This is a genomic window from Flavobacterium sp. ASW18X (assembly GCF_005144745.1).
Lineage (GTDB): Bacteria > Bacteroidota > Bacteroidia > Flavobacteriales > Flavobacteriaceae > Croceivirga.
Genome location: NZ_SWKK01000012.1, coordinates 204,118 through 229,771, shown reverse-complemented (window position 1 = coordinate 229,771; position 25,654 = coordinate 204,118). Strand labels below are relative to the sequence as shown.

General features: G+C 35.7%; 29 protein-coding genes. 18 read left to right on the top strand and 11 right to left on the bottom strand.

Annotation, left to right across the window (positions count from 1 at the left end; all coding sequences use genetic code 11):
- The first annotated feature begins 69 nt into the window (after window positions 1-69).
- On the top strand, window positions 70-1,017 hold the full coding sequence (locus tag FBT53_RS10000; RefSeq protein WP_136951044.1) for a LysR substrate-binding domain-containing protein: 948 nt from the start codon (window positions 70-72) through the stop codon (window positions 1,015-1,017).
- Here FBT53_RS10000 and FBT53_RS09995 read toward each other — a convergent pair.
- Both FBT53_RS09995 and FBT53_RS09990 read right to left on the bottom strand, forming a co-directional pair.
- The gene (locus FBT53_RS09995; RefSeq protein WP_136951043.1) at window positions 1,014-4,187 is read right to left on the bottom strand and encodes a PAS domain S-box protein; all 3,174 of its coding nucleotides are present in this window, start codon (window positions 4,185-4,187) and stop codon (window positions 1,014-1,016) included. The genes FBT53_RS10000 and FBT53_RS09995 overlap by 4 nt on opposite strands.
- Before the next feature lie 229 nt (window positions 4,188-4,416).
- A complete protein-coding gene (locus FBT53_RS09990) occupies window positions 4,417-4,614 on the bottom strand; it encodes a hypothetical protein (RefSeq protein WP_136951042.1) in 198 nt (65 codons plus the stop codon).
- 159 nt (window positions 4,615-4,773) lie between these two features.
- Here FBT53_RS09990 and FBT53_RS09985 point away from each other — a divergent pair, with 159 nt between their 5' ends.
- Entirely contained in the window at window positions 4,774-5,541 is a 768-nt protein-coding gene (locus tag FBT53_RS09985; RefSeq protein ID WP_169630349.1) for a D-alanyl-D-alanine carboxypeptidase, read from the top strand.
- A 5-nt stretch (window positions 5,542-5,546) separates the two neighbouring features.
- Window positions 5,547-6,035 (top strand): D-alanyl-D-alanine carboxypeptidase, encoded by a 489-nt coding sequence (locus FBT53_RS09980; RefSeq protein WP_240729813.1) that lies wholly within the window; start codon window positions 5,547-5,549, stop codon window positions 6,033-6,035.
- Here the strand turns inward: FBT53_RS09980 and FBT53_RS09975 are convergent.
- The 3 genes from FBT53_RS09975 to FBT53_RS09965 are packed head-to-tail and all read right to left on the bottom strand — an operon-like array spanning window position 6,025 to window position 8,086.
- Window positions 6,025-6,612: an NUDIX domain-containing protein gene (locus FBT53_RS09975; RefSeq protein ID WP_136951039.1), complete on the bottom strand. Its 588-nt coding sequence runs from the start codon at window positions 6,610-6,612 to the stop codon at window positions 6,025-6,027. The genes FBT53_RS09980 and FBT53_RS09975 overlap by 11 nt on opposite strands.
- A 7-nt stretch (window positions 6,613-6,619) precedes the next feature.
- On the bottom strand, window positions 6,620-7,273 hold the full coding sequence (locus tag FBT53_RS09970; RefSeq protein WP_136951038.1) for a DUF2461 domain-containing protein: 654 nt from the start codon (window positions 7,271-7,273) through the stop codon (window positions 6,620-6,622).
- A gap of 12 nt (window positions 7,274-7,285) precedes the next feature.
- The gene (locus FBT53_RS09965; RefSeq protein ID WP_136951037.1) at window positions 7,286-8,086 is read right to left on the bottom strand and encodes a TIGR00266 family protein; all 801 of its coding nucleotides are present in this window, start codon (window positions 8,084-8,086) and stop codon (window positions 7,286-7,288) included.
- Between the two features lie 140 nt (window positions 8,087-8,226).
- Here FBT53_RS09965 and FBT53_RS09960 point away from each other — a divergent pair, with 140 nt between their 5' ends.
- The gene (locus FBT53_RS09960) at window positions 8,227-8,724 is read left to right on the top strand and encodes a hypothetical protein (RefSeq protein ID WP_136951036.1); all 498 of its coding nucleotides are present in this window, start codon (window positions 8,227-8,229) and stop codon (window positions 8,722-8,724) included.
- Window positions 8,725-8,800: 76 nt separating this feature from the next.
- Here FBT53_RS09960 and FBT53_RS09955 read toward each other — a convergent pair whose 3' ends face one another.
- Window positions 8,801-9,256, bottom strand: coding sequence for a DUF4442 domain-containing protein (locus tag FBT53_RS09955; RefSeq protein ID WP_136951035.1), 456 nt, complete (start codon window positions 9,254-9,256; stop codon window positions 8,801-8,803).
- A 167-nt stretch (window positions 9,257-9,423) separates the two neighbouring features.
- Between FBT53_RS09955 and FBT53_RS09950 the strand changes: the two genes are divergently transcribed.
- The 6 genes from FBT53_RS09950 (at window position 9,424) to FBT53_RS09925 (ending at window position 14,108) form a co-directional block, all read left to right on the top strand.
- Entirely contained in the window at window positions 9,424-9,900 is a 477-nt protein-coding gene (locus tag FBT53_RS09950; RefSeq protein WP_136951034.1) for a DUF4870 domain-containing protein, read from the top strand.
- Entirely contained in the window at window positions 9,900-10,409 is a 510-nt protein-coding gene (locus FBT53_RS09945; protein ID WP_136951033.1) for a nuclear transport factor 2 family protein, read from the top strand. Before FBT53_RS09950 ends, FBT53_RS09945 begins: the two co-directional genes overlap by 1 nt.
- 188 nt (window positions 10,410-10,597) lie before the next feature.
- The gene (locus tag FBT53_RS09940; protein WP_010519797.1) at window positions 10,598-10,927 is read left to right on the top strand and encodes a PadR family transcriptional regulator; all 330 of its coding nucleotides are present in this window, start codon (window positions 10,598-10,600) and stop codon (window positions 10,925-10,927) included.
- Between the two features lie 14 nt (window positions 10,928-10,941).
- Window positions 10,942-12,714: a PspC domain-containing protein gene (locus FBT53_RS09935; protein WP_136951032.1), complete on the top strand. Its 1,773-nt coding sequence runs from the start codon at window positions 10,942-10,944 to the stop codon at window positions 12,712-12,714.
- A 94-nt stretch (window positions 12,715-12,808) separates the two neighbouring features.
- Window positions 12,809-13,531: a head GIN domain-containing protein gene (locus tag FBT53_RS09930; RefSeq protein ID WP_136951031.1), complete on the top strand. Its 723-nt coding sequence runs from the start codon at window positions 12,809-12,811 to the stop codon at window positions 13,529-13,531.
- Between the two features lie 130 nt (window positions 13,532-13,661).
- Window positions 13,662-14,108, top strand: coding sequence for a hypothetical protein (locus FBT53_RS09925; protein WP_136951030.1), 447 nt, complete (start codon window positions 13,662-13,664; stop codon window positions 14,106-14,108).
- Between the two features lie 73 nt (window positions 14,109-14,181).
- On the opposite strand, the gene trxB is transcribed toward FBT53_RS09925, so the two are convergent.
- From trxB to FBT53_RS16100, 3 genes are all read right to left on the bottom strand, one after another.
- Window positions 14,182-15,150: a thioredoxin-disulfide reductase gene (trxB, locus tag FBT53_RS09920; protein WP_136951029.1), complete on the bottom strand. Its 969-nt coding sequence runs from the start codon at window positions 15,148-15,150 to the stop codon at window positions 14,182-14,184.
- A 118-nt stretch (window positions 15,151-15,268) separates the two neighbouring features.
- Window positions 15,269-18,991, bottom strand: a complete 3,723-nt coding sequence (locus FBT53_RS09915) for a metallophosphoesterase (protein WP_136951028.1) — start codon at window positions 18,989-18,991, stop codon at window positions 15,269-15,271.
- A gap of 51 nt (window positions 18,992-19,042) precedes the next feature.
- On the bottom strand, window positions 19,043-19,207 hold the full coding sequence (locus tag FBT53_RS16100) for a hypothetical protein (RefSeq protein ID WP_169630348.1): 165 nt from the start codon (window positions 19,205-19,207) through the stop codon (window positions 19,043-19,045).
- A 180-nt stretch (window positions 19,208-19,387) separates the two neighbouring features.
- On the opposite strand from FBT53_RS16100, the gene FBT53_RS09910 reads away from it, so the two are divergent.
- From FBT53_RS09910 to FBT53_RS09875, 8 genes are all read left to right on the top strand, one after another.
- Window positions 19,388-19,717, top strand: coding sequence for a YtxH domain-containing protein (locus FBT53_RS09910; protein WP_136951027.1), 330 nt, complete (start codon window positions 19,388-19,390; stop codon window positions 19,715-19,717).
- Window positions 19,717-20,070 carry a hypothetical protein gene (locus tag FBT53_RS09905; protein WP_136951026.1) on the top strand — a complete coding sequence of 118 codons (354 nt, stop codon included), beginning with the start codon at window positions 19,717-19,719 and terminating at the stop codon, window positions 20,068-20,070. The genes FBT53_RS09910 and FBT53_RS09905 overlap by 1 nt, the downstream gene beginning before the upstream one ends.
- Window positions 20,063-20,269, top strand: a complete 207-nt coding sequence (locus FBT53_RS09900) for a hypothetical protein (RefSeq protein ID WP_136951025.1) — start codon at window positions 20,063-20,065, stop codon at window positions 20,267-20,269. The genes FBT53_RS09905 and FBT53_RS09900 overlap by 8 nt, the downstream gene beginning before the upstream one ends.
- Window positions 20,270-20,330: 61 nt before the next feature.
- A complete protein-coding gene (locus FBT53_RS09895) occupies window positions 20,331-21,224 on the top strand; it encodes a mechanosensitive ion channel family protein (protein ID WP_136951024.1) in 894 nt (297 codons plus the stop codon).
- 138 nt (window positions 21,225-21,362) lie between these two features.
- Window positions 21,363-22,055, top strand: a complete 693-nt coding sequence (locus FBT53_RS09890; RefSeq protein WP_136951023.1) for an SOS response-associated peptidase — start codon at window positions 21,363-21,365, stop codon at window positions 22,053-22,055.
- A gap of 205 nt (window positions 22,056-22,260) precedes the next feature.
- Window positions 22,261-22,422, top strand: coding sequence for a DUF1328 family protein (locus FBT53_RS09885; RefSeq protein WP_080319291.1), 162 nt, complete (start codon window positions 22,261-22,263; stop codon window positions 22,420-22,422).
- Between the two features lie 48 nt (window positions 22,423-22,470).
- Window positions 22,471-22,683, top strand: coding sequence for a hypothetical protein (locus FBT53_RS09880; protein WP_136951022.1), 213 nt, complete (start codon window positions 22,471-22,473; stop codon window positions 22,681-22,683).
- A 71-nt stretch (window positions 22,684-22,754) separates the two neighbouring features.
- Entirely contained in the window at window positions 22,755-23,378 is a 624-nt protein-coding gene (locus tag FBT53_RS09875) for a hypothetical protein (RefSeq protein WP_136951021.1), read from the top strand.
- Window positions 23,379-23,383: 5 nt separating this feature from the next.
- On the opposite strand, the gene FBT53_RS09870 is transcribed toward FBT53_RS09875, so the two are convergent.
- Together FBT53_RS09870 and FBT53_RS09865 are read right to left on the bottom strand one after the other, a co-directional pair.
- Window positions 23,384-24,913 (bottom strand): GH3 auxin-responsive promoter family protein, encoded by a 1,530-nt coding sequence (locus tag FBT53_RS09870; protein ID WP_136951020.1) that lies wholly within the window; start codon window positions 24,911-24,913, stop codon window positions 23,384-23,386.
- A 63-nt stretch (window positions 24,914-24,976) separates the two neighbouring features.
- Window positions 24,977-25,540, bottom strand: a complete 564-nt coding sequence (locus tag FBT53_RS09865) for a type 1 glutamine amidotransferase domain-containing protein (RefSeq protein ID WP_136951019.1) — start codon at window positions 25,538-25,540, stop codon at window positions 24,977-24,979.
- Window positions 25,541-25,654: the final 114 nt, after the last annotated feature.

Sequence of the window (25,654 nt, the reverse complement as noted above, 5' to 3'; positions counted from 1 at the left end):
AATACTTAGAGGCTTTTTACATAGTTTTAATTGATGTAATTTATATCTTTATCGCTTTAATTTATAGGCATGACCATTACCCAATTGCAATATGTTTTAGCCGTTGCAGAACACCGCAACTTTACCCTAGCTGCAGAGAAAAGCTTTGTAACGCAACCAACGCTAAGCATGCAAGTGCAGAAATTAGAAGACGAGCTTGATATTTTAATTTTTGACCGAAGCAAAAAGCCTATTGGCATAACAGAGGTAGGGGCTAAAATTGTAGCGCAAGCAAAGAATATTGTTGCAGAAGCAGACCGTATTAAAGATATTGTGGACCAAGATAAAGGCTTTATTGGAGGTGATTTTGTATTGGGAATAATCCCTACTGTAATGCCTACATTATTGCCCATGTTTCTTTCTACTTTTATAAAAAAATACCCAAAGGTAAACCTGATTATAAAAGAACAGGCTACCGATACGCTTATAGAAAATCTACAGGACGGTCATTTAGACGCCGCTATAGCCGCCACGCCATTAGAGGTTTCCTCTATTAAGGAAAGACCATTGTACTATGAGCCTTTTGTAGGTTACATACCTCAAAATCATCGGTTACATGAGAAAAAAGAAATAGAAACTGCCGATTTAGAAATAGCAGATGTTTTATTACTACAAGATGGGCATTGCTTTAGAGATGGGGTAATTAACTTGTGCAAGTCACCTAAAAACAAGGTAGGAGAGCATTTCCAGATAGAAAGTGGCAGTTTTGAAACTTTAATCAACTTGTCTAATGAAGGTTTAGGGATGACCTTATTGCCCTATTTAAATACCATGGACTTGGATGATGCTAAGAAGAAAAATCTAAGGCATTTTACCAAACCCTCTCCCGCAAGAGAAATTAGTCTTATTTACCATAAAAGCGAATTAAAAATGCAAATTACAGAGGCTTTAAGAGAAACTATTGCTGGTATTGTACGCGGTGCAATTGCTTTTCAAGATGTAGAAATCATAAGTCCTGTTAACACTAAAAAAGACTAGAAACCCAATTTTTCTTGTAACACATCTTTTAATAAGTTCTTATCTATAGGTTTAGACAAGAAACCATCACAACCCGCCTCAAAAGCTTTTGCTTTATCTTCTTCTAAAGAAAAAGCAGTTTGTACCACAATGGGTAAATCTGGACGCATTTTTTTGATGATTTCGGTTGCTTCTAACCCATCCATGATTGGCATTTTTACATCCATTAGAATTAAGTCTATTTCTGGATGCTCTTTACAAAATTCTACAGCCTCTTCCCCGTCTCTAGCTCTTATAACAGTAAGCTGTGCTTCTTTAATTTTCTTGATATAAGTATTTAAAAAGAAATAGTTTATCTCCTCGTCTTCTGCAATTAGAACTACAAACTGTTTTAGTTGGTCTTCATAGGGTGTTGGGATATCTCCAATTGTCTGTCCTTTAAAGTCTTCTTCTCCAAGGGGTATGGTCAATAGAAAAGTAGAGCCCTGTCCTTCTGCTGATTGTACTGCTAAATTACCATTTAATAACACTGCATTTTCCATAGAAATGGCTAAGCCTAAACCCAAACCTCCATAATCTACCGCTGCATTTTCCCTGCCTTGTACAAAGCGCTCAAATATGACATCTTTGTGTTCTTCTAATATACCAATACCGGTGTCTTCCACGTAAATAATCAAACCCTTGTCTTTTATGTAATATCCAAATTTTACGTGCCCTTGGGGGGTGAATTTTATTGCATTTTCCAACAAATTTTCTAAAATTTTTCTGATTTTGGAGCCATCTGTATAAATGTAACTATCCTCATCTTCTAAGGGCATTTCTAACTGTAATTGTATTTTAGAATTGTTTGATTTTAAGCCAAATACAGAATACAGTTCTAGTAAAAAGCTATTTAGATTTAAGTGTGTTCTTTGTAGTTTTATTTTTTTAGACTCGAGAATGGAAATCTCTAATATGTCGTTTATAATACGTAGCAACTGCTTGCTGCTATTTTGTATAATATTAATGTAGGTTTGCCGCTCTTCTGTGGTATTAGCCTCCTCTAGAAGCTGAGAAAAACCAATAATACCATTCATGGGCGTTCTAATTTCATGAGACATATTGTTCAAAAATTCAGATTTTAATCTACTACTCTCTTCAGCCTTTTCTTTGGCGGCAATAAGCTCGTTGTTGGTTTTTACTAAATTTTTGTTCAGAGCTTCATACGCTCTATTTTGAAATTCAAGAGCAGACTGTACTCTTTTTAAACTGGAAATATCCACACAGAACCCTAGGAGTCCAATAATTTCATCATTAAGTACTAATGGTAATTTATTGGTAAGTCCCCAATGCAATTGCCCTTCAATATCTTCATAAGAACCTTCCATATTTAATAATGGAAAACCAGAGTCTATGACTTTTTTATCGGCTTCTACAAACTTATCGGCAAATTCACTGTTTAATCCCAAATCATGGTCTGTTTTACCAATGACATCATCTGTAGAAGCAAGGCCAAACTCCCGCGCAAATTTGGTATTACAACCTAAATAACGGCTTTCCTTATCCTTCCAAAACACTTGGTTTGGCATATTATCTATTAATAGTCTAAGAAAATCTTTCTGTTGTTTTAGCTCCGCCTCTATCTCTTTAATGTTAGAAATATCTACACAAAATCCTAAAAGGCCGGTAACCTTAGTCTTTTCTGGGTTCCAAAGAGGAATCTTACTAGTTAACACCCAACCTTCTTTGCCATCTGCTTTAAAATAACGCTCTTCTAAATTAAGAACAGGTTCGCCCTTGGCCATTACCTTTTTATCCCAATCCACATAGCTTTGAGCATGTTTGGTATTCCTAGTAAAGTCAAAATCGGTTTTACCAATTACTTGCTCTGGATGCTCTAGACCCACGATTGCTGCAAATTCTGCATTGCAGCCCTGGTAGACACATTCAGCATCTTTCCAAAAAACCTGATTGGGTAGGTAATCAATTAATGCCCTTAAAAAATCATTTTGTTTATGAACCTGACTTTTTACTTGTTTAAAATCTGTAATATCTAATCCAAAACCAATAACACCAATTATTTCCCCATTTATTTTCAAAGGTACTTTGCTCGTCAGCACCCAACCCTCCTCTTCTTCTCCACGAATTTGGTAGCGCTCTTCATAATTAAGTATGGGTCTCCCAGAGTTTATGACCATTGCATCTTTTTCCTGGTAAGTTTTGCTGTATCCTGCATTCCAGAAAAAATCATAATCCGTTTTTCCTATTGCTTCTTCTGTGCTCTTTAAGCCCACATTTTCTGCAAATTTTGAATTGCAGCCTTGATAAACACTGTTTTTATCTTTCCAAAATATGGGTATAGGAAGGTTATCAATGAGCGATTTTAGAAAAATATTATTATGGTTCAGTTTTTCTGCAGCCTTTTTCTGTTTGGATATATCTAAAACAATTACAGCAAATCTATCATCAGCTCCACTGTTTTCTCGCAGAGCAGACACATAAACTTCTACCCAAAAAACAGTAGTATCCTTTTTAAATACACGCTGCTCTAAACTATACGAGTCTCGAGAACCATTACGGACTTCTTTAAAGCGTTTCAGTCCAATTTTCAATTCTTCTGGATGAGTTACATCACCTAAATTAAGTTGTAAAAACTCCTCTTTGGTATACTGCATATTTGCCACAAGCCAATTGTTGACACGTAATATATCGCCTTGTGCATTACACAAACACATACCCACATTAGCATCATTAAAAGCTCTCTCAAACCAATTTTGCTCTGGCAATTGCAGAGTAGAGACAACCGTTTGCTTTTCACTATAATCTACAATTACCAAGGTATAGTAGGCTTTGCCGTCTTCTTCACCAGAATTAATATGTACTTTAGCCTTTATTTTATTCTGATTCGGAGTTACTAAGCAAATGGTAGCATAGTCTTTTTGATTAAATCCGAAGGGTATGGGATTGGATTTATCTTCTATTTCTATAGGAGCCAAAACATCTATAAAACGCATGCTGAGCAAATCTGTTTCCTTATACGAAGTGATGGTACAGAATCTTTGATTTACTTGCATAAAATGACCATCGCTATCAAGTTTTGCAATGCCAAAAGGGGATTTATTGTATAAATCATTTAAAAATGAAGGCGCATTATTAGCTAGGACTTTGTTAGTATGGGGATTCTTATTTGCCATATGATCTAAAACCGACATAACATCTATTAAACAAGAACTGAGGAAGACTTGCTTAAAGGGACGGTTTCTAGATCATTAATAAAAAATGATTGACACCCAGTTTCCTAAGCAACATCTTAAACCAATATAAACAAATTAACACATTTATTGTGAGAAATATCCTATTTATATCTAAATATTTTAACACGAGTATTATGATAAGACGTATTGAAAATAAAAAAGCCACTCAAGTATGAGTGGCTTTTTATTACTTTTTTAAATAAATTAAACTTTGTCTTAACTCTGGCTTATCATAAATGTAGGTATTCAACCAGATTTTTAATTCTTCAACCTCATTGGGCAGTAAGCGGTTTATTGCTTTTTCTAGCTCTCTTGCGAACAACTTCGCATCAAAACTGACTTTCTGTAGCACAGTTTTGGTGTAATCAAGCATTGCTCTCGGCATATTTTGTCGATATTTAGGTTAAAATGGTCGTCTATTAATTTACAAATAAAAATACTATTGTTGAACAATCACAAACGTTAATTATAAGAAAAAATGCTGTTAATCAATTTAAAACAAAATATAGAATCCGTTATAAATCAATATTTTACTATTAGATTGATGTGTCTCTTACTAATAGTTTTACTATTAACAAACTGCACAACCCCCAGGATTCAACGGCAAAACAAAAAGTTTATTGTTCAATTAAACCATGCTAAAACTAAACAAGAGTTTACAGGAGTTTTGGTGGTAAATGCACAAAACGGAGACACCCTATTGGCCTATAACCACAAACGCTATTTTATCCCTGCAAGTACCACTAAATTATTTACATTTTATACGGCAGCAACTAGCTTACCTAAAAAGTTACCTGCTCTAGCGTATACAATTAAAAACGATACACTTTATATAAAAGGTACAGGAGACCCCACATGGAGACATCCTTATTTTAAGGATAGTACCGCCTTATCTTTTTTAAAACAATTTAATACCATACGTATTGTAAAAAACTACCCAACTGTTGAACCCTTTGGTCCTGGTTGGGCTTGGGAAGATTATCCCTATTATTTTTCTGCTGAACGCTCCAGTATGCCCATGTACGGGAACGTAATTAGCTTAAGTACCATAACAGGAGAAGAATCCGTAGCTCCTGCTTTATTTAAAGAAAACATAACCTTTAAGTCTACTAAAACTGCTAGAGACCAGCACAGGAATAGATTTTACATTAAAAAAAATACAACAAAAGACACGCTACATATACCTTTTATTGTGTCAGACAGCTTGCAATTGGCGCTCATACAACAAGAGCACCCTAAGGCAAATCTTGGTTTTAGTTTAAAGCCTATACCGCTTTCTAAGCTATTGAATGGTATTGAAACGGATAGTTGAAGTATATGCTAAGAAAGAGTGATAATTTTTTAGCTGAGCAATTAATGCTTACAAGCGCCGCTTACCAAACAGATAGCATGTCTTTTGATGCTATGCGTAATTACCTATTAAAAACCCGATTACAAGGAATATTAGAAGAACCCCTATGGGTAGATGGTTCTGGCTTATCTAGGTATAACCTATTTACCCCTACATCTGTAGTACAATTACTTGGTAAAATGCATAAGGAATTGGATAGTACACGCTTGTTTTCCTTATTGCCTATATGGAATGCTAACGGTACCATAAGTAATACGCCACAGAATAGAGAATCTAATTTTATTTATGCCAAATCCGGTTCCATGGGTGGGGTAAGCAATCTTGCCGGTTACTTACGTACAAAAAAAGGTAATCTGCTATACTTTTCCTTAATGAACAACAATTTTAGACGCCCCAGCAGCGCTATAAGAGAGGAAATGTATTTATTATTAGAACAATTGTATTCTACTTATTAAACAACTGATGTATTTGTGCCCATTGTAGTAACATGATAGTTTTGCCATCTTTGATTTTGCCCGTGGCCATCCATTTTAAAGCTTCTACAAATGGAAGCTCTATAACTTCTATATTCTCGGTTTCGTCTTCTGCGCCTCCTCCAGCACCTATCTTCATATTGGGTTGGTATTCCCCTATAAAAAAATGCAATATTTCAGTAACCGAACCAGGAGACATATATGATTCAAACACCTTTACCACATTATCAATTTGATAACCCGTTTCCTCTTCTACCTCCATTTTAATGGTCTCTTCTGCATTGCCTTTTTCCAGAACACCAGCGCAAACCTCTACCATAAAACCATCTTCATTGCCATTTACATAGGTGGGCATTCTAAATTGTCTGGTTAAGATAACCGTCTTTTTGTCTAAATTGTATAGTAAAATAGCAGCTCCGTTACCCCTATCATAACATTCTCTAGATTGTTCTTCCCAACTACCATCTTCTCTTTGATAATCAAAAGTTACTTTATTTAAAGTATACCAATTGTCTGAAAGTAGTTCTGTTTTTATGTTTTTTACCTTGCCGTATTTCACCTTACAATTATAAAGAAGCAGCTTTATTTAAATATCTTCTAAACGGCAACATTTCCTTATAAACCGTAATACAATGTGCTTTAAAATCTGCCGAAACTACAAGGTCCCTAGAAATTGGATGCACCACTGCAAACGTTTTGTGCTGTAGTAAATCTATATGCGGATGCCCCATAGTATATCCTTTGGGTGCTTTTTTCAACTTTTCATCCTCGTACAGGCTACCAAAGGTTTTTTTAAAGGAAGATGTACTAATAATTTCTTGTAACACCTCTCCATCATAATCTATTCCTTCTCTAATACTTTTCAGAATTTTAGGTGCCGGTCGCCAAAACCCACCGGCTAGCATACAATTTTTTAATCCGACTTCTACATAAAAATCGGCAGACTCTGGAGCTTTGTCCAATCCTGCGCCAAAATGGTCTTTATAAATAGGTTTAGTAGGATGAAACATGAGGTTATTGTTGATACGATTTATACCTCTTTTTCCTGGCGTATCATAATAATCATCGTCTAGCTGAGCTAGGTTTTGATTTAATTCATCTAACCAAGCAATAAATTCAGAACGGAGGGATTGATACCATTTACGATTGGCATCCATCCACTCCTTATTATTATTTTGTTGTAATTCTTCTAAAAAGTTAAAAAGCTGATTAAAATCCATGAACCAAAGGTACTAAAACCCGTTATCGCCATCTAGCAAATCGCCAAGACCACCCAATATACTACCTTCGCCTTTAGATTTACCCCCAGCTTTAGGAGCGGCTGCCCAAACCCTACCTGCCAATCTACTAAAAGGTAAAGACTGTATATATACCGTACCGGGCCCACGTAAGGTTGCAAAGAACAACCCTTCACCACCAAAAACGGTGTTTTTAATACCACCTACAAATTCAATATCGTAATCTACAGTTTGCGAAAAACCAACAATACAACCCGTATCTACCTTTAATACTTCACCAGGAGCCAGCTCTTTTTTAGCCATAGTACCGCCAGCGTGTACAAACGCCATACCATCTCCTTCTAATTTTTGCATTATAAATCCTTCGCCACCAAATAAACCTCTACCCAAGCGTTTAGAAAATTCTATACCTACGGTAACCCCTTTGGCGGCACATAAAAACGCATCTTTTTGGCAAATAAACTTGCCGCCTTTTTCTGACAAGTCTATAGGTAATATTTTACCGGGATACGGAGAAGCAAAACTAACTTGCTTTTTACCATGTTCTACATTTAAAAAAGCGGTCATAAATAGACTTTCGCCCGTTAAAATTCGCTTACCTGCAGAAAAGATTTTACCCAATACGCCTGATTCTTGGTTAGAACCATCTCCAAAAATGGTATCCATTCTTATCCCAGAATCCATCATCATAAAACTGCCGGCCTCTGCCACAACAGCCTCTTGGGGGTCTAGTTCTATTTCTACATATTGCATTTCTTCCCCGTAAATCTTGTAGTCTATTTCGTGTGCATTCATAACTTGATTGATGATTTTAGTGATTATGCTTTATCTGTAGTTAATTATAATCAAATGTTACATTAGAAAAAAAATGTAGCATAAAGTAGGGTATCTAGCGTTGTAGTTGTAATGTAATAAAGAATTAAAAACCCCATTCCATGATTTACACCCTTTTAAATTTTTTTAGCGGCAAAAACATAACCAATATTTTATTACTATGTTTTTCTTTATCCATAGTGAGCAGTTGTAGTAAAGAAAATGAAGAAGATACTTTTGTTAGATTAACCGTAAATGGTGAGCAAATTACAACTAGTGAAGCAAATTTTACCGTAGGGGACCGTTCTGATTTTAATGGAGATATTGATGCAAGTTTTACTGGTAACGGAGGTACTGCTACACGTGTTTTTAGTTGGAATAATAATTTGAGTACTGCCGATTATAATGCAGACATTACAGCAACTACTGATGGCTCTTTTCAAATAATTGTAAAAGATGCGGAAGGCCTAACTGTTTTGGACAAAACAATTATTGGCGGGGCTGAGCCAGATAGTATTGATGGAGTTACGGCAAACGGCGCCCCTGGAATTTGGACTGTTACTATTGTAGCTGCCAACTTTAATGGAGACGGAAGCTTTTCTTTAAGCGCTGGAGATTAACAACCTAAACTATTGATATAACCTAAATAGGCTAACCGTTGTAGGTTAGCCTATTTTTTATTTGGGTTCTAAAAAGTTAACTTTTTAAACGAACCGTCCATTCAAAATTGAACGTACTGACTACAACTCCATCTTGATTAACCCCAACTGATTTCATCCAGAATTTTTGGCCTTCACCTGTTGCTATAGTCTTTTCAATAGCTTCTGCTATTAAATGACCATCCTCACAAGTAAAAGTAATTTTACCTCTGGCCTTTTTAGAAAAGTTGGCATTATTATTTTGCACCAACATAGATATACGCTTACCACTTTCTTTAATTTGATCTATAACCATTGCTCCCGTACTTAGTTCCGCAGCCATACCTTGTACTGCCCAAAACATACTTTTGAACGGATTTTGGTTTACCCATCTGTGGGTAACGGTGGTAACTGCCTTGTTTTCATCAATATAGCGTAAGCGTACGCCGCTCCACCATGCAGAAGGCAGTTTAAAAAAGCAAAAAGTGTTGAATTTACTGGGGGTTGCAGCCATTTTTTTAGTTTTAGTTGCGCTAAAAATAGGGAAAAAATTGAAAGTTTAAAATGTTAACTAATTGTTAATATTTAGTACTTTGTTTTGCATAGTACCATCTTTAGGATATATATTTGCATCGTAAGCTAATAGGTAAAACTGTTTACAATCATCAAAAAACGAGCAAAATGGACACTACATTAACCAAACACGAACGCAATTTATCGGCTATAATACATGCCGCTACTTTGTCTAGATATTTTATTCCTTTAGGCAATATTGTATTGCCTTTAGTATTATGGTTGGCCAACCGTAATGAACTTAAATTTGTAGACTACAACGGCAAACAAGCTCTAAATTTTCAAATAAGTTTAATCTTATATAGTGCGCTAGCAGGGTTGTTAACTATACCTTTCTTTATTGGTAGTTTTTCTGATATTTTTCACAACAGTGTTTGGCAAGACATTAACCAATGGGATACTATTGATTTTCATTGGGAAAGCAGTAGTTTTCCGTTTAATCGGTTTTTCTGGCCTGTAGGTATTGCTGGTTTTGTACACATGATTCTAAGCCTTATAAATCTTATCTATACCATCATTGCTACCCTTAGAACCAATGAGGGTACGTATTTTGAATACCCTATCACCATTAAATTTATAAAGTGATGCAAAATGTACTATCGTTAAGTTTACTATTGCTATTACTTAATGTGCACACATCATGGTGTCAACTCAACAAAACAGACGAGCTGTATAAGTTATTGGCAAAGAAGGACAGCTTACTGTTTGATGCTGCTTTTAACACCTGCAACACAGATTATCTTGACCAGCTCTTTACAGAAGATTTTGAGTTTTATCATGATAAGGGAGGCTTTACAGAAGGTAAAGAAGCATTTTTAAGACCAATGCAAGAGGCGTGCAACAGAAGAGGTTCAAGGGCATTGCCCCCAGCTAAGCGCCATTTGGTTACAGATAGTTTTAAAGTTTATCCATTATATAAAAAAGAGGTTTTGTATGGAGCTATACAACATGGGGTACATAGTTTTAGCTCTTTAGACCAAAACCAAACGTATAAAAAGGGAGACATTGCCAAATTTACCCATATATGGATTATAGAAAATGGCGAATGGAAACTAAAAAGAGAGTTAAGTTATGACCATCAATTACTGCAATAAAAACACTCAGAAATAGGAGTTTATTCATCAATCAATCATCAAAAAACAACAACATCAATCAATCAAAAAGCGGTTTCCAGGCGCTCCCCTCATCAAGGAGTGCCGAAAGGAAACCAAATTGTAAAGCAAAAAAACGAACAGTTAATCAAATCCCGGACCCAGTCCGGAAAATTAAGAACCATGAAGTTATGAATATAGAAAACACAAAAGCACAAATGCGCAAAGGGGTTCTGGAGTACTGTATCTTATCTATTTTAAAAGATGAGGACAAGTATGCTTCTGAGATTTTAGGAGCCCTAAAAGACGCTAAGATGCTTGTGGTAGAAGGCACTATATATCCCCTACTGACGCGTTTAAAAAATGCGGGACTATTAAATTACCGGTGGGAAGAGTCTACCTCTGGCCCGCCTAGAAAATACTACGCCCTAACAGAAACAGGTCAATTATTCTTAAAAGAATTAAATGGCACTTGGGACGAGTTAAGAAATGCAGTAAACCTGGTAACCAACAACAATTAAGACATCAACAAAAAATGAACAAGACAGTAAACATAAATTTGGCAAATACCTTCTTTCATATAGATGAAGAGGCGTATACTAAGCTAAGGCGCTACCTAGAAGCTATTAAAAGGTCTTTTGCAGGCACTGCAGGTAGCGAAGAAATAATCATGGATATAGAGGCCAGGATTGCTGAGCTTTTTTCAGAAAAAATGGAGCATGACCGTCAGGTTATCACGCAAAAAGAGGTAGACCACGTAATCAACATCATGGGGCAACCAGAAGATTATATGGTAGACGAAGATATTTTTGAAGACACACCCAAAACCCATACAGAAAAACCAAGAAAAGGTAAAAAACTGTATAGAGATATTGACCAAAAATATATTAGTGGCGTATGTGCTGGTTTAGAACATTATTTAGGGGTGGATAGCCTTTGGATACGTTTGGCATTTATATTCTTAGCACTAGTTACCTCTGGATTCTGGATTCTTATTTACATTATTCTTTGGATTTTAGTGCCAGAAGCTGCATCTACAAGTCAAAAACTAGACATGCGGGGAGAGCCCGTCAACATCAGCAATATAGAACGCAAAGTAAAAGAGGGGTTTGTTGATGTTGCAGACAAAGTTAAAAGCGTGGACTACCAAAAGGTAGGAAACCAAGTTAAGAGCAGCTCCAAAACTTTTTTTGATACGATTGCAGATATTTTTATGTTCATCTTTAAAATATTTGGCAAGTTCATAGGCATACTCATGATAATTACTGGGGCAGCTGCCTTAATAGGTCTTTTTATCAGCATGTTTACCATAGGTATCATAAAATCAGTTAATATACCCGGTGTGGATTTTTACAATATGGTAAATACTACAGGAACACCAATTTGGTTGGTTTCTTTACTTGTATTTTTTGCCATTGGTATTCCTTTCTTCTTTTTGCTGTATTTAGGATTAAAAATATTAGTTTCTAATCTTAAATCTATTGGTAATGTAGCTAAATATACCTTGTTTGGGGTTTGGCTTATTGCTACGGCTTGCCTAGTGTATTTAGGTATTAAACAATCTATGGCATATGCCTATACTGGTACAACTACAGAAACTCGCGTATTGCCCATAAACAAGTCTAATGATACCCTTTACATTAGTACGCGTAGTGCTCAAGATTTAGATTTTGAAAATAGCATGCGTTATGAAGGATTAGAGCTGGTTTTCTCTGATGATGGCGAACCCATTATTTATTCTAAAAACATACGTTTAGATGTAAAAAAAGCTACGGACACGCTGACTCAAATAAAAATTAAAAGAGATGCGGATGGCAGCTCTTTTGAGGAAGCTAGAGCAAGAGCAGAAAAAATTGCGTTTGATTATCAATTAGACAAAAATCAATTCATCATAAATAATTATTTAACAACACCTAAAGAAGCAAAAATGCGAAATCAAGAGGTAAGGGCAGAGTTGTTTGTTCCTGTTGGTACCGTAGTAATTTTTGCGGAAAACCTAGACAGACACATTGGGTGGAGTACTAAAAATAACAAAGATTTTTACCGTAGTGAAATAGTTGATTACCATTGGGTCATGGGCAATGATGGCATCTTAGAGTGTCTAAATTGCCCAGAAGACCCTGAAACAGACGAACAGGGTAAAATCAACATAAGTGAATCTGGAATTGATATTAACGTGGGAGACGAAAACGGACATGTAAAAATTGGAGAAAACGGGATAGATATAGACGTAAAAGATGGAAGCGAATCTGTTATCCTTAAAATAGATGAAAACGGGGTACAATTAAAAGCCAAGGACAACAACTAACAACTGACCCTTTAAAAACGACAATTCAGTAAATAAAATGCTAATAATTAAGCAATAAAAAGGAAATTTAATCAATCTTAAAAAACAAACAATCATGACAACATTAGTAAGAATCATAATCACAGCCCTATTGGCCATATTTGCCAGCTCTTGCGCCTTTGATGTTAACTTTGGAGATGGTACCAAAGGTAACGGACAAGTAGTAGAAGAAACCCGTTCCGTTACTGGAGATTTTACCGTTATTCATGCTTCTGAAGGTATGGATGTCTTTGTAGTCCAAGGGAATTCTTATGAAATACGTGTTGAAGCAGACGAAAATATAATTGGATTAATTGGTACTGACATTGAAGGTGATAAACTTAAAATCCATGCCATAGAAAACATTGGTAGAGCCACTAAAAAAGTTTATGTTACACTCCCAGAAGTTACTGAACTATCTACCTCTAGTGGCGCCGATTTAATATCAGAAAACAGTATTACTGCAGAACATGTGAGTTTAAATGCTAGCAGCGGGTCAGATATTGAGGTGGACTTAATTGCTCGTGGTATTGAAGCGGATTGTAGTAGTGGTGCAGATATAACCATTACAGGTAGTACAGATAAATTAGTAGCTAGTGCTAGTAGCGGTTCTGATATTAAAGCGAGAAGCTTACGGACTAGAGAATGTAAGGCAAATGCCAGTAGTGGTGCAGATATTTCTGTTAACGTTACTGAAATGCTTGTAGCAGATGCGAGTAGTGGTGCGGATATTTCTTACGCTGGTGACCCTACGGTGAAAACTAATAAATCAGTTTCTGGGTCTATTAGAAGAGATTAAAAATTAATAAATACAATTTTAAAGCCATCACATAATTAGTAATGTGATGGCTTTTTTGCTTTTATTATATTAAAAGTTAAATATTTATCGTAATTTATTGTCATTATTTAATTAAACTAAACTCAGGGATATGAAAAGTTTACTCGCATTTATTTTGCTTTTTGTGGGTGCAAGCGCGACCCAACCGACCCCTGACCAACCCGTGAGCGAAAAATCCATCCAAGGCACATGGGAACTGGAGAGCTTTTACAACTATGATGATGGAATTAATGTGACGGATACCATAATTAAAGCCAATGGGTACAGACAAATTAAGATGTACTTTAATGGCTACATTATGTGGAGCAGATTTGTACCCGAAGAACCGAATGGCAGGTTTGGGTATGGCACCTATAAGATAACAGACAACAAGCTTATAGAAACCATTGAATATGGCGATGCCCAAATGATGAAATCTCTAGATACCATGAGGGTATTTACCTTTGAACTTAAATTGAAGGATAAGGTTTACAGCCAGATAAATTTAGATGAAGAAGGCCAACGTACCTTTTCCGAAAATTATCGAAAAATAGATTAGACCATCTGCGGCTAGAAAAAAAAAGCCACATGAAATATTCATGTGGCTTTTTTAGTTTCTTAATATATGTAAATTATGCTTCCATGATTTCTTTAGATTCCACAGCCGCCAAATAACGCTCTGCATCCAAGGCTGCCATACAACCTGTACCTGCTGCCGTTATCGCCTGTCTGTAAACTTTATCTTGAGCATCACCACTTGCAAAAACGCCTGGTTTGTTTGTTTTTGTAGAACCCGGTTGCGTTACTATGTAGCCTGTTTCATCCATGGTTAACTGTCCTTTAAAAATATCTGTATTAGGCTTATGCCCAATGGCTATAAAAAGACCTGTAATTGCTATTTCTTCCTTTTCTCCTGTTTGGTTATTCACCATACGTAAACCTTCTACAACTTGGTCTCCTAAAACCTCATCTACTTCTGTATTATACCGAACTTCTATATTTTCTAAGCTGTTTACACGGTGTTGCATAGCTTTAGAGGCTCTCATGTGGTCTTTACGCACTAACATAGTTACTTTTTTACAAATGTTAGCAAGATAAGAAGCCTCTTCTGCCGCCGTGTCACCTGCACCTACAATGGCAACATCTTGACCTTTGTAGAAGAATCCATCACAAACCGCGCAGGCAGATACTCCACCACCGCGTAATTTTTGTTCACTTGGCAACCCAAGATATTTTGCAGAAGCGCCCGTGCTGATAATTACGGTCTCTGCCTCTATTTGTGTACTATCGTCTACCGTTACTTTATGAATGCCGCCAACTTCGTCACTAAATTCTACTGCAGTAATCATCCCAATACGTACTTCTGTACCAAAACGCTCCGCTTGTTGCTGTAGTTGCATCATCATAGTAGGACCGTCTATACCTTCTGGATAACCTGGAAAATTATCTACTTCTGTGGTAGTTGTTAACTGGCCTCCAGGTTCCATACCTGTATACATAACTGGTTTAAGGTCTGCTCTAGCTGCATAAATTGCTGCAGTATAGCCCGCAGGACCAGAACCAATAATCAACGTTTTTATCCTTTCAATACCTTGAGTCATCTCTTTCTAAACTTTTAGCTTTGGTACTACAAAAGTAGCAGTTTTATGTATAACCTTACAGCTTACTTATTAACCAAAGTTTGTAAATAAGTTGTATTTAGTAGCATGGCCCTTTGCATTAGAAATCGTATCCAAACCCAACTTGGATGAGGTTGTTTTCTTTAGAATTGAAATAACCAATGTTAAAATTAAAAGCTTTTAAAGTACTAATCCATAAACCACCTCCTTGGCTTGTATGCCATTCATTGCTTACCTGTTCTCTTTCCCAAACGCGACCATAATCAAAACCACCATATAAACCGAAAGTAACTGGAGTTACTGGTGTAACCGTGTGCCCTAAACGCAATTTTAAGTCGGTAGATTGATAAAAATAAGAGTGCCCAGCAAAACGTTCATCGCGAAAACCACGCAAACCATTATTGCCACCTAAGGATTGTGCATGGTAAAAATAGTATGGGTTAGCTCCAATATTTGTACTTACCTCTGCTTCTGATGCTAAAACTAAATTCCCTGAATTTAATAACTTATGGGCAAAAGCAGTTTTAAAACTAGCATAACCAAACTTATTATTACTATTATCTAAATTCATTTTGTACCCTGCCCTTAAAGCAAATAAAATGGCTTTGGTAGGGAAATCATCTGCATTATCCCTATCGTATTGAGCAGAAACCTCTGCCCCAGCATAATTTTGTGCATCGAACAAGGCTGGATTTAAATTTGATGGGTTAAACAAGCGATTTTCGTTTTCACTTACTTCAAAAGATTCAAATAAAGCGTTAAATCGTAAATCATAATAAGCTATACCAGCGCGGGCCTTTATTTGCCTAATCCTTGCTCGGTAATAATCTCTATCTAGTGCATCTTCATTATTTATTGTTTCATTCCCTATTCCAAAGAAGTTTTTGGTGTATTTGTCACTAGTATAATACCCTTCTACCTCAAAATTCCATTTGGGAAATATGTTGGTAAAAACACCTGTATATTGTAATTCTACCGCTTTAAACCCGAAATAATAATTGGCTAAAAAGCTATGTTTTTGTTTAAAATCGTCTGCATTAAGTCCTTGTTTAATGTAGGTATCACCCAAACCAACAAATAAACCATCATCTGTACGGAATCCTATTTTTGGAGCCACAATATTCATATTAGGTTTAAAATAGCGCCAATGATAGTTATTGGTGGTATATATATCACTCATCTGCTTGGCAGGTACTTTATCTTTAAATTCAGATTTTTCGTGGTCCCACTCATACAATTTTACTCGGTTTGTATTCTCAAAATCGTAGGCGTCTTCTCCATAGCCGCCGACAATGCGTAATTTAATTTTGTGGTCGCCATCACCCTTAATTTCAAACACATCATCGTCCCCTAAACCATAAATCCAAATTTCTTTAGTAACATCTTTAGTAAATGTTCTATCGTACATTACCTCATTTTGCTTATCACTAAAAATACGCTCTACAGTAACCCTGGTTTTACCATCTACTAAGCGCTCTATTTGGAATTTATCATCCTTTTCTGTACCTGTAACGGCAACAACTTTATTAAGGTATTTGGCATAATCTTCTGCTGCTTTTTGCAGCTGACCCCTCCTTAATTTTAATTGGGTTTTAATACGTTCTACAGTATTGTCTTGCACTTCTACTGGCAAGTTCGTGAATGCCTTATCTATAGTCGCATCTGATAAATTATCTATAATGTACTGGGCTTCTTCTTTCCAGATAGCAACATCGTACTCATTTAAAAGTGCTCTGTCTAATTTATTACCACCAACATTTAACCATTTAACAGACTGAAAGTTAGCATCGTAAGATTGAAACCTTCTACTATTTGGAGCAAACAATTTAATTAGTTTAAGTGCAAATCCATCAAATTTAGGAAATGCATTGTCCCTGTCTCTTGGTACTGGCATCAATTCTACCGTACCATCTTCTTTTTCATATTCTACCCAACGCCATTGGTCTTGGTGCCTATCCCAATCTCCAATCAACATATCAAATAACCGTGCTCTTATGTAATTGCGCTGGTCAATAGTATAATCCTCATCACTCGCAATAAGCTCAAGCATATCTGTAGTGCTCTCAAAATCCTTAATCCTACCTGCTTCTGTAATGGTTCTTCTATAGCCCTTATAATGCAGTTGCTCATCTGAGGGTCTACGTTCTATAAAGTATAATTCGTCCCCAAAGGTCTCGTTATGTTCTTCTAAAATTTCTTGTTTGGGAATGTAATATAATTTAGTATCAGAATGGTTAATACCTACCTTTCTAGCCAAAGGGTTTATAGCCAATTGCATATAGGGATGTGCCGAAGTAAAAAAGTCTGTTACCACTTCCTCTGGAAAAGTATCTAAATAATCTTCTTCATTAAACGAAACACCTGGTAGTTGAAAACGCAAATATTTCATTGCACTTTTTTTAAGGCTTCGCATATTGTACTGCTTACCGTCCTTATCTTCTAACCTAAGCGAAAAAGATTGGTGTCCTCCTCCCTCTTTTACCACAGATAAACCGCCATAAAGTGTATCTAAATAAGCTACAGGTGCTTTTACCTGCTCACCAAAATAGTTACGGTAACGGTCTCCCCATAAAAATTTATATAGGCCTGGTTTTTTATATGCTTTTGGGTCTGTTAAAACAGAAGCCACTGCTATGCTTTTGTTCGTTTTTGCATACGTCTTGGAACTGTCATAAGTAGGTAGGGCGCCTAATACTGCTAATGTTTTTTCTTTCTGATTTTCTTCTGGTGTGATGAAGGTAACCTTAGAACTCCCATCTTTAAAATATTCTAACTTGGCAAACCCATTAGCACCGTGCGTATATTGTCCCTCAAACTCCAAGGTTCCACCAATGGCAGTAATTCTATCTTTACCTCTATTTGTGCCTTGTACATCTGCTAGCGCACCACTAATTACCTGATGTATATTGCCCCCCGTTAAATATTGTAAGCTTTCTTCATGACCAGATACTATAGTGACCCGTTCCGCTGTTTGGGAAAGCGCCGCTACTAAAATTCTTAGGTAGTTATACCTTCTACTGTTTAAATGGTCTGGGTCAAAAGCGCCCAGGTCTAACATGGCTTCTTTTAAAGAACCGTAAATAGGGAAAGGAGTTAAATGATCTTTTAAACTGGCATGGCCTGCATATTCCCCATTGCTAAATATGGGATGGTGCATGGCAATTATAATATTTTTTCCTTGTGCATCATTTAAATATCCTTCTAGCTCCTCCATAAATCGTCTACGGGTATCTATAATGTGGCATTTTTTGTTGATGTCTTTTTCTCTGGACCAGTTAGATATAAACCATTTAGAATCTACTACAATCAAATCTAACTGGTCATTAATAACTTTATATTCTAGCGGACATGCATTTTTTGGGTAATATTCTATATTTTCTAATTCTTGGTCTTTAATATAGTTTTCTACGTCTTCTACTGTATTGGTATCATGCTGTTTCCAAGCATTGTTCCCTGGTATAAATAGTGTTTTTCCCTTGTATCCTTCTACTAAGGCCAACTGCTCTTTTAATACCTTTTTGTCTTTATCCCAATTGTCTTCTAAATTAGTGACGTTATCTCCTGTAAAAATCATCATACTATTTTCTGGAGCATCCTCTAATGTGTTTTTTAAGGCATTTAAAGTGGCTTTATTGGGTTGCTGGGTGGCATTACCATAATTGCCTGCTAAATAAAAGGTATACACAGGTGTACCCTTTTTTAAGTTCTCAGCATTAGCCAGTTTAATTTCTTGAGGTTTATGTGTGGCACAACCTAGGGTGAGCATTGCACTTAAAACAAATAAATACTTGTGTTTTATAATTTTAATTTGTGAAGTTAGCATGTATTTTTATTTAGTTCTACTTGGATATTGGTTTGTATCTGGTGTGCTCAGTTAGAAGGAAACACCACTAACTACAACACCTAAAATAAGTAACACAAGAACACTCAATACAAAAAAGAATGCTACTTTGGTTTTGGTGTTTTTCTGAAAGATATACTTTTTGCTATCCTTATGTTCTTCTTTAACGAACTCGGTTTTTTCTTCTCCTTGTTTCATTTTTTTTGGTTTTAGATTAATCACCGCAAGTTACCCGTATGCTGTCTCCTAGCGTATTGTTAATGCATTTATCCTTAACGCAATTGCATTTTGTAAAACCATCAAAGACTTTCGCTTTTGCATTAATCAAACCTTAATAACTGAAGTACTTTTGACTTGAATCATTAAAAAATTTATACTATGAGCGATAGCAGTAATACAATTTTAGGAATATTAGCCGGTACGGCTATAGGAGCCACGTTAGGTATCTTATTTGCCCCAGATAAAGGTTCTTCTACAAGAAAAAAATTGGTGGAAGAAAGTAACCATGTGGTAGATAATGTAGCGAACAGCGCTACCCAATTAGGCAACCAGATTGCTAGTTCTTTTACTACTAAGAGAAGTAGTTTGGAGCATGAAGTAGAGGCTTTAGTAAGCGATGCTAGTTATAAAGCAGACGACGTCATTTCTACCTTAGAAAGTAAGTTGAAGGATTTAAAAGCAAGAAATAAAAAGTTACAAGCATCCTAATGGCGGCCGAAAAGAAAATAAGCACTATAACAACTGAGTCATTAGACAACTCCCAAGAATTGCTACAAAATTCTTGGGAGTATTATAAATTGAAACTGTTTTACCATACTTCGGAAATCAGCATTTCTTTTATTAAATATTGTATGTTAGGCATTTTTGCCATAATGGCTGCAGTGTTTTTGTCTATAGGACTCTCTATTTATATAGGTGAAGGCGTTAACAGTAGTAGTTTAGGGTACGCCATAGTTGGTTGTATTTATATATTACTAGGTTTAGCACTTATTCCTTTTAGAGGAATTATTGAAAAAGCGATTGTTAGAAAACTTTCTAAAACCTTATTAAGAGATGAGTAAAACTGATTTTAATTCGCTTGCAGAAATTCAACAAGAACTTAAAATTCTACGCCTTAGAAAGGAGATTAATGTAGAACTATTAAAGTCTAGCAAAGACGATATTGAACATTACTTTCAACCTATGACCTTAGCGCACAAAATTATTTCGCCAGTCAAAAAAATTGTCATTGCTTACTTATTAAAAAAAGTCTTTAAATAGATTTTTTAACTCCAAACAAACAAGGTGAATTTAAATTATTCACCAACACCATAAAAAACAAATGGAAGACAAATTTAAAAAAGCCTTAGAAGGCATGTGGACAAAATTAGATGGTTGGTTAAACGCTTTTGTAGCGAACCTACCCAATCTTATTTTAGCCATTTTAGTATTTGTCCTTACCATCATACTTTCTAGGTACATAAAAAAGCTTGCCTATAAGCTTACGAGTCGCAGTAGACTGCAAGAAAGTATGAAACAATTGTTATCTCAGATAACGTCAGTAGCTGTTATTCTTATTGGACTCTTTCTTGTCTTAGGCATCTTAAACTTGGGCAAAGCTTTAAATACAGTACTTGCAGGAGCAGGTGTTGCTGGTTTGGCAGTTGGATTAGCGCTACAAGGTGCTTTGGCAAACACCTATTCTGGTATTCTACTTTCTTATGTGAAACAAATAAAATTTGGCGATTGGATTAAAACCAATGATTACGAAGGCGAGGTAGTAGACATCGATTTAAGAGTTATAACGCTTAAACAAGTAGATAATAATTTGGTATACATCCCTAACAAAATGGTAGTGGAAAATCCTATTAAAAATTACAGCACTACCTCCCAATCTAGGGTAATTTTAGAATGTGGTGTGGGGTATGATTCCGATTTAGAATTAGTTCGAAAAATTGTTAAGCAAACTATAGTAGCCAATTTTGACGCAGTTACTTCAGACGAAGAAATTATTTTTCTTTATCGTGAATTTGGTAGTAGTTCTATCGACTTTGAAACCCGTTTCTGGATAAACTCTACTTCTGCCTTAGAAGTAGCTAAAGCTAAAACAGAAGCAATGATTAAAATAAAAGCTGCTTTTGATGCTGAAGGTATTGTAATTCCTTTCCCCATACGCACCCTTGATGTACCACAAGATTTGGTTGCACAACTAAAGGGTGAAACTACTACATCTTAATTTGTTGAAGCTTATCCTAATAATATTCCTCCCTAAAGCCAAAAAGCTAAACACTTAATTTTAAAAGGATTAGCATTAGAAGGAATTGAGACACTTTACTCCAACAGTTATTGCGAACTTGCATTAAAAGATTTAAACATGATATACAAACTTTCTAATGTAGCGGCAAAAGAAGAAATAGAAGAAGAGTTTGGTGTACCGTTTGAATATCCAGAACTGTATAATCCTAGAATGATTATAAATGGGTTTAAAGAAGAAAATTTACCCATAATCACCTTAGCAGAACCTGAACAACTTCAATTTGCCATTTGGGGTCTTATGCCAAACGGATTCAAGGAAGACTGGATGTTTTTTCAAAAGCAAGCCAATACTTTAAACATTTCTAAAACAGAAGATAAATTTCCTTGGGCGGAACGCTCTTTGGAGAACGATAGATGCCTAATTACGGTTACTGGTTTCTACACGTATCTATTCAACAATGGAAAAATAGAACCGTTTCTTATCACTCTAAAGGACAATAAACCTTTCTTTATTGCTGGGGTTTATAGTAAATTAGAAGATGGATTTCTTACCTGTGCAGTAGTTACTACAGGTACATATAGCAATATTACAGACCACCAAGATATTAGCAATGTAGCACCATTAATTATTTCTAAAGAACAAGGAAATTCTTGGCTTAGCGATGATTTAGACCAAACCTCTGCAAAAGAACTGATGGGAACTATGTATGATTTAGAATTTAACATACATTCCGTACCCAAAAAACTTTTTGAAAAAGAACAGGCAGATAAGCTTCTGCGGAATAACCTGTATCCTTTTTCCTTAAACTAAGCGCACACATTTTAATAATTAACTCAAAACATCCGTCTTATTTAGACGGATGTTTTTTTTAACAGTATTTAAGACCAATAGTTTTAGTTATATGCTAATGAGTTAATTGTTAATTTCTTAGCATCAAACCAAGCCCCTATGCAGCTGTATATTTGTAGTGTACTGATTAAGAGATAGTCAGACATCAACCTAAAAAAAGAAAACTATGTTACGTTGGACAGTCACATTTGTAATATTGGCTATAATAGCCGCAATTTTTGGATTCGGAGGAATAGCTGCAGGGGCAGCAAGTATTGCTAAAATATTATTCTTCATTTTCATTATTCTATTTATTATCTCATTGATAACTGGTAGAAAAAGAATCTAGAAGTTAATTGACCCTAAAAACTAAAGTTGAATCTAAAAAAACAGAGAAATGATTACGAGAATCACTAAAAAAACAGCAGCGCTTTTTACCCTATTGTTTGTAATGGCGGTTATGTTCACCAGCTGTAGAGAAACTACAGAAGATAAAGCAGAGGACACCATGGAAGAAATTGAAGATGGTGTTGAAGAAGCAGGTGAAGAAGTAGAAGACGCTGCTAAAGACGTTAAAGAAGAATTTGATGGTGATACAGATGACCATTAAGATTAAAAAATTGCTATGAAATAAAAACCTGGTCTACAACCAGGTTTTTATTTTTTATGCCGTAACGGATTATGAAGAAATTACGTATTTACTTAGTACAACCCATAGTTTTACTCCTAGCAGTACTATTTGTATATTTTAATAGCATTACCCCTACTATGCATATACCAGAAACCATACAAAAAGAAGCTACAATTGCATTAGAACACTTTCCTAGTTTAAAAGATGTTCCTATTCATTTTAAATTCAAAAAGAATATTAAAAAGTCTGTAATGATGGCCCAGCCTACTTTTGGAAGCTTTTTTAGAAGTAAAAAGAAAAGAGGTTATGTTATTTTGATTAGCGAAAAGTTTAAAATCAATAATCAGGAGTTTAAAACCATACACGTACCAAAAGATGTACTTATAGGATGGTTAGGCCATGAACTAGGACACGTTATGGATTACCAACAACTAAATAATTGGGAAATGCTCATATTTGGTATTAGGTATGTACTTTTTAAAGAACACGTAAAGTCCGCAGAGCGTAATGCAGACCTATTTGCGGTAAAAAATGGAATGGCAGCCTATATTTTAAAAACAAAACATTTTATATTAGATAATGCGGATATAGACCCTTTATACAAAAAACGTATAAAGGACTTTTATCTATCTCCAGAAGAAATTAGAGAATTGGTTAAGGAAATTGGCGAATAACCCATTTACTGATAGTTATTTCTCTGTAAAAATTCTTCCCATTCTGCAAACTTCTCCTCTCCCATGACACGCTCCATTTTCACCTGCCCACCTTTCTTTTTGTTGGCTCCACTCCATTCCGTAAATACTTCTTGCTTTACAAAATGTACTTTTACCCCTTCTAATGCTTTGGTTCTTGCTACCTTGTAATTCTTATTGGCTTCTTTTAGAAAATTATCTAACAATGCAGCAGTGTTTTCCACATCTTTATTCTCACTTGCTCCTAGATACCAAGTGTGGTAAAATCCATCGTCATAACGTTTAGCGCAGAGCGTATATTCTGGAATATGTAAGTTGAGCTGTTCTTCTAAATACTGAACAGCATCATTCATTTTATTTACAGATAATTGACTCCCAACGGTATTTAGGAAAAACTTGGTTCTACCCGTTATCTTAATCTCTGCTCTAGCCACATCTGTAAATGCAATGGTGTCCCCAATAATATAACGCCAAGCCCCTGCCACGGTAGAAATTAGCAATACGTAATCCTCTTCTGTAGTAACCTCGTCTAAAGTTAAACTTGGAGCGTCTGCGACCAAAGAGCCATCTGGATTGATGTATTCTGGTTTAAAGGGTACAAACTCAAAATAAATACCATTATCTGTAACTAATTTCATTGCTGTAGTTTCTGGTCTATTTTGAAATGCAATAAAACCCTCAGAAGCTAAATACGTATCTATTATTTGTATTGGCTTACCTAATAATGCATTAAAACTCTTTTGGTAAGGGTCAAAAGCTACGCCACCAGAGGTGTATACCTGTAAATTGGGCCAAATCTCATGAATGTGTTCCACATTGTGATACTCAATTACTTTCTCTAACATTAGCTCCATCCAAGAAGGAATTCCACTTAGGGCACCAATGTCCCAATTTTTTGCTTCTCTAGCTATAGTTTCTACACGCGTATCCCAATCATCTATCTTAGCAATGTCTTCGCCCGGTTTGTAATACCCCTTAAACCAAAAAGGAATATTACTAGCACTTATACCACTTATTTCTCCCTCTAAATGGCCATCTCTCTGGTTTAAATCTGTAGAACTGCCAAGCATCATAATTTCTTTTTCAAAAAAATCTGGAGGTAAATCAAAATTATGCAATGCCAAAACCTGCTCTATTCCTGCTTTTCTTATACTTTTAATCATAGCATCCGTTACAGGTATGCGTTTGCTCTTTTTACCTGTAGTTCCAGAGCTTAAAGCAAAATAGTCTGGATTCCCATGCCAGGTAACATCTTCTTTCCCATCTACCACATCTTGCCACCATTCTTGAGCCATTTTGTTATAATCATGGTAGGGAACTTTTTGAGCATAAGCAGCCTGAATATCAGGGGCAGCCAAGATTTTTCCAAACTCGTAATGCTGTCCAAACAATGTATTTTCTGCAGTCTTTAGCAAATTTGTCAATACTGCTTTTTGCTCGTCTACGGGTTTGTGGTCTTCTGTTAGCTTACCTGTGACATCTATAACCCCTTTAATGATATTTCCTAATATTGCCATGCTTTTAACTTAAAAAAGGCAAGATGTATACCTTGCCTTTTGATTCAATATAAATTCTTTTTCTTAGGCGTTTACAACCTGACCTTCGTGCTTACCTTCTTTTAATTCCTCTATTACTTTAGAGATAAATTGCGGTAAATCGTCTGGGTTTCTACTGGTAGTCAATCCATCATCTACCACTACTGCTTCATCTACCCATGTAGCTCCTGCATTAATTACATCATCCTTAATGCTTTTGTAAGAAGTTACTTTTCTATTTTCTATCACTCCGGCACTAATTAACAACCAAGGTGCATGGCAAATAGCCGCTACTGGTTTGCTTAGTTTAAAAAAGTCTTTGATAAATGACAATGCGTCTTCATTAGTACGCATACTATCTGGATTCGCTACCCCACCTGGCAATACCAAAGTATGGTAGTCTTCTGCTTTTACATCTTTAATTTGTTTATCTACTTTGATGCTTTCTCCCCAATTGTCACCGTCCCAACTTTTTATTTCACCTTCGTGGTAAGAAATAATATCTACTTGTGCACCTTCTTCTTTTAGTGCGTTTAGGGGTTGAAATAATTCGGATTTTTCAAAACCGTGTGTAGCTAACATAGCTACCTTTTTATTTTCTAAACTCATATCTTGCTTTTTTTTGTTACTCAAAAGTACATAGCAATAAAAGAGTGTTTTTGTTCTATCCGTTAGAAGATTAACTGTTTACCGAAAGTGATAGAGTTAAAGATGAAATGGTGT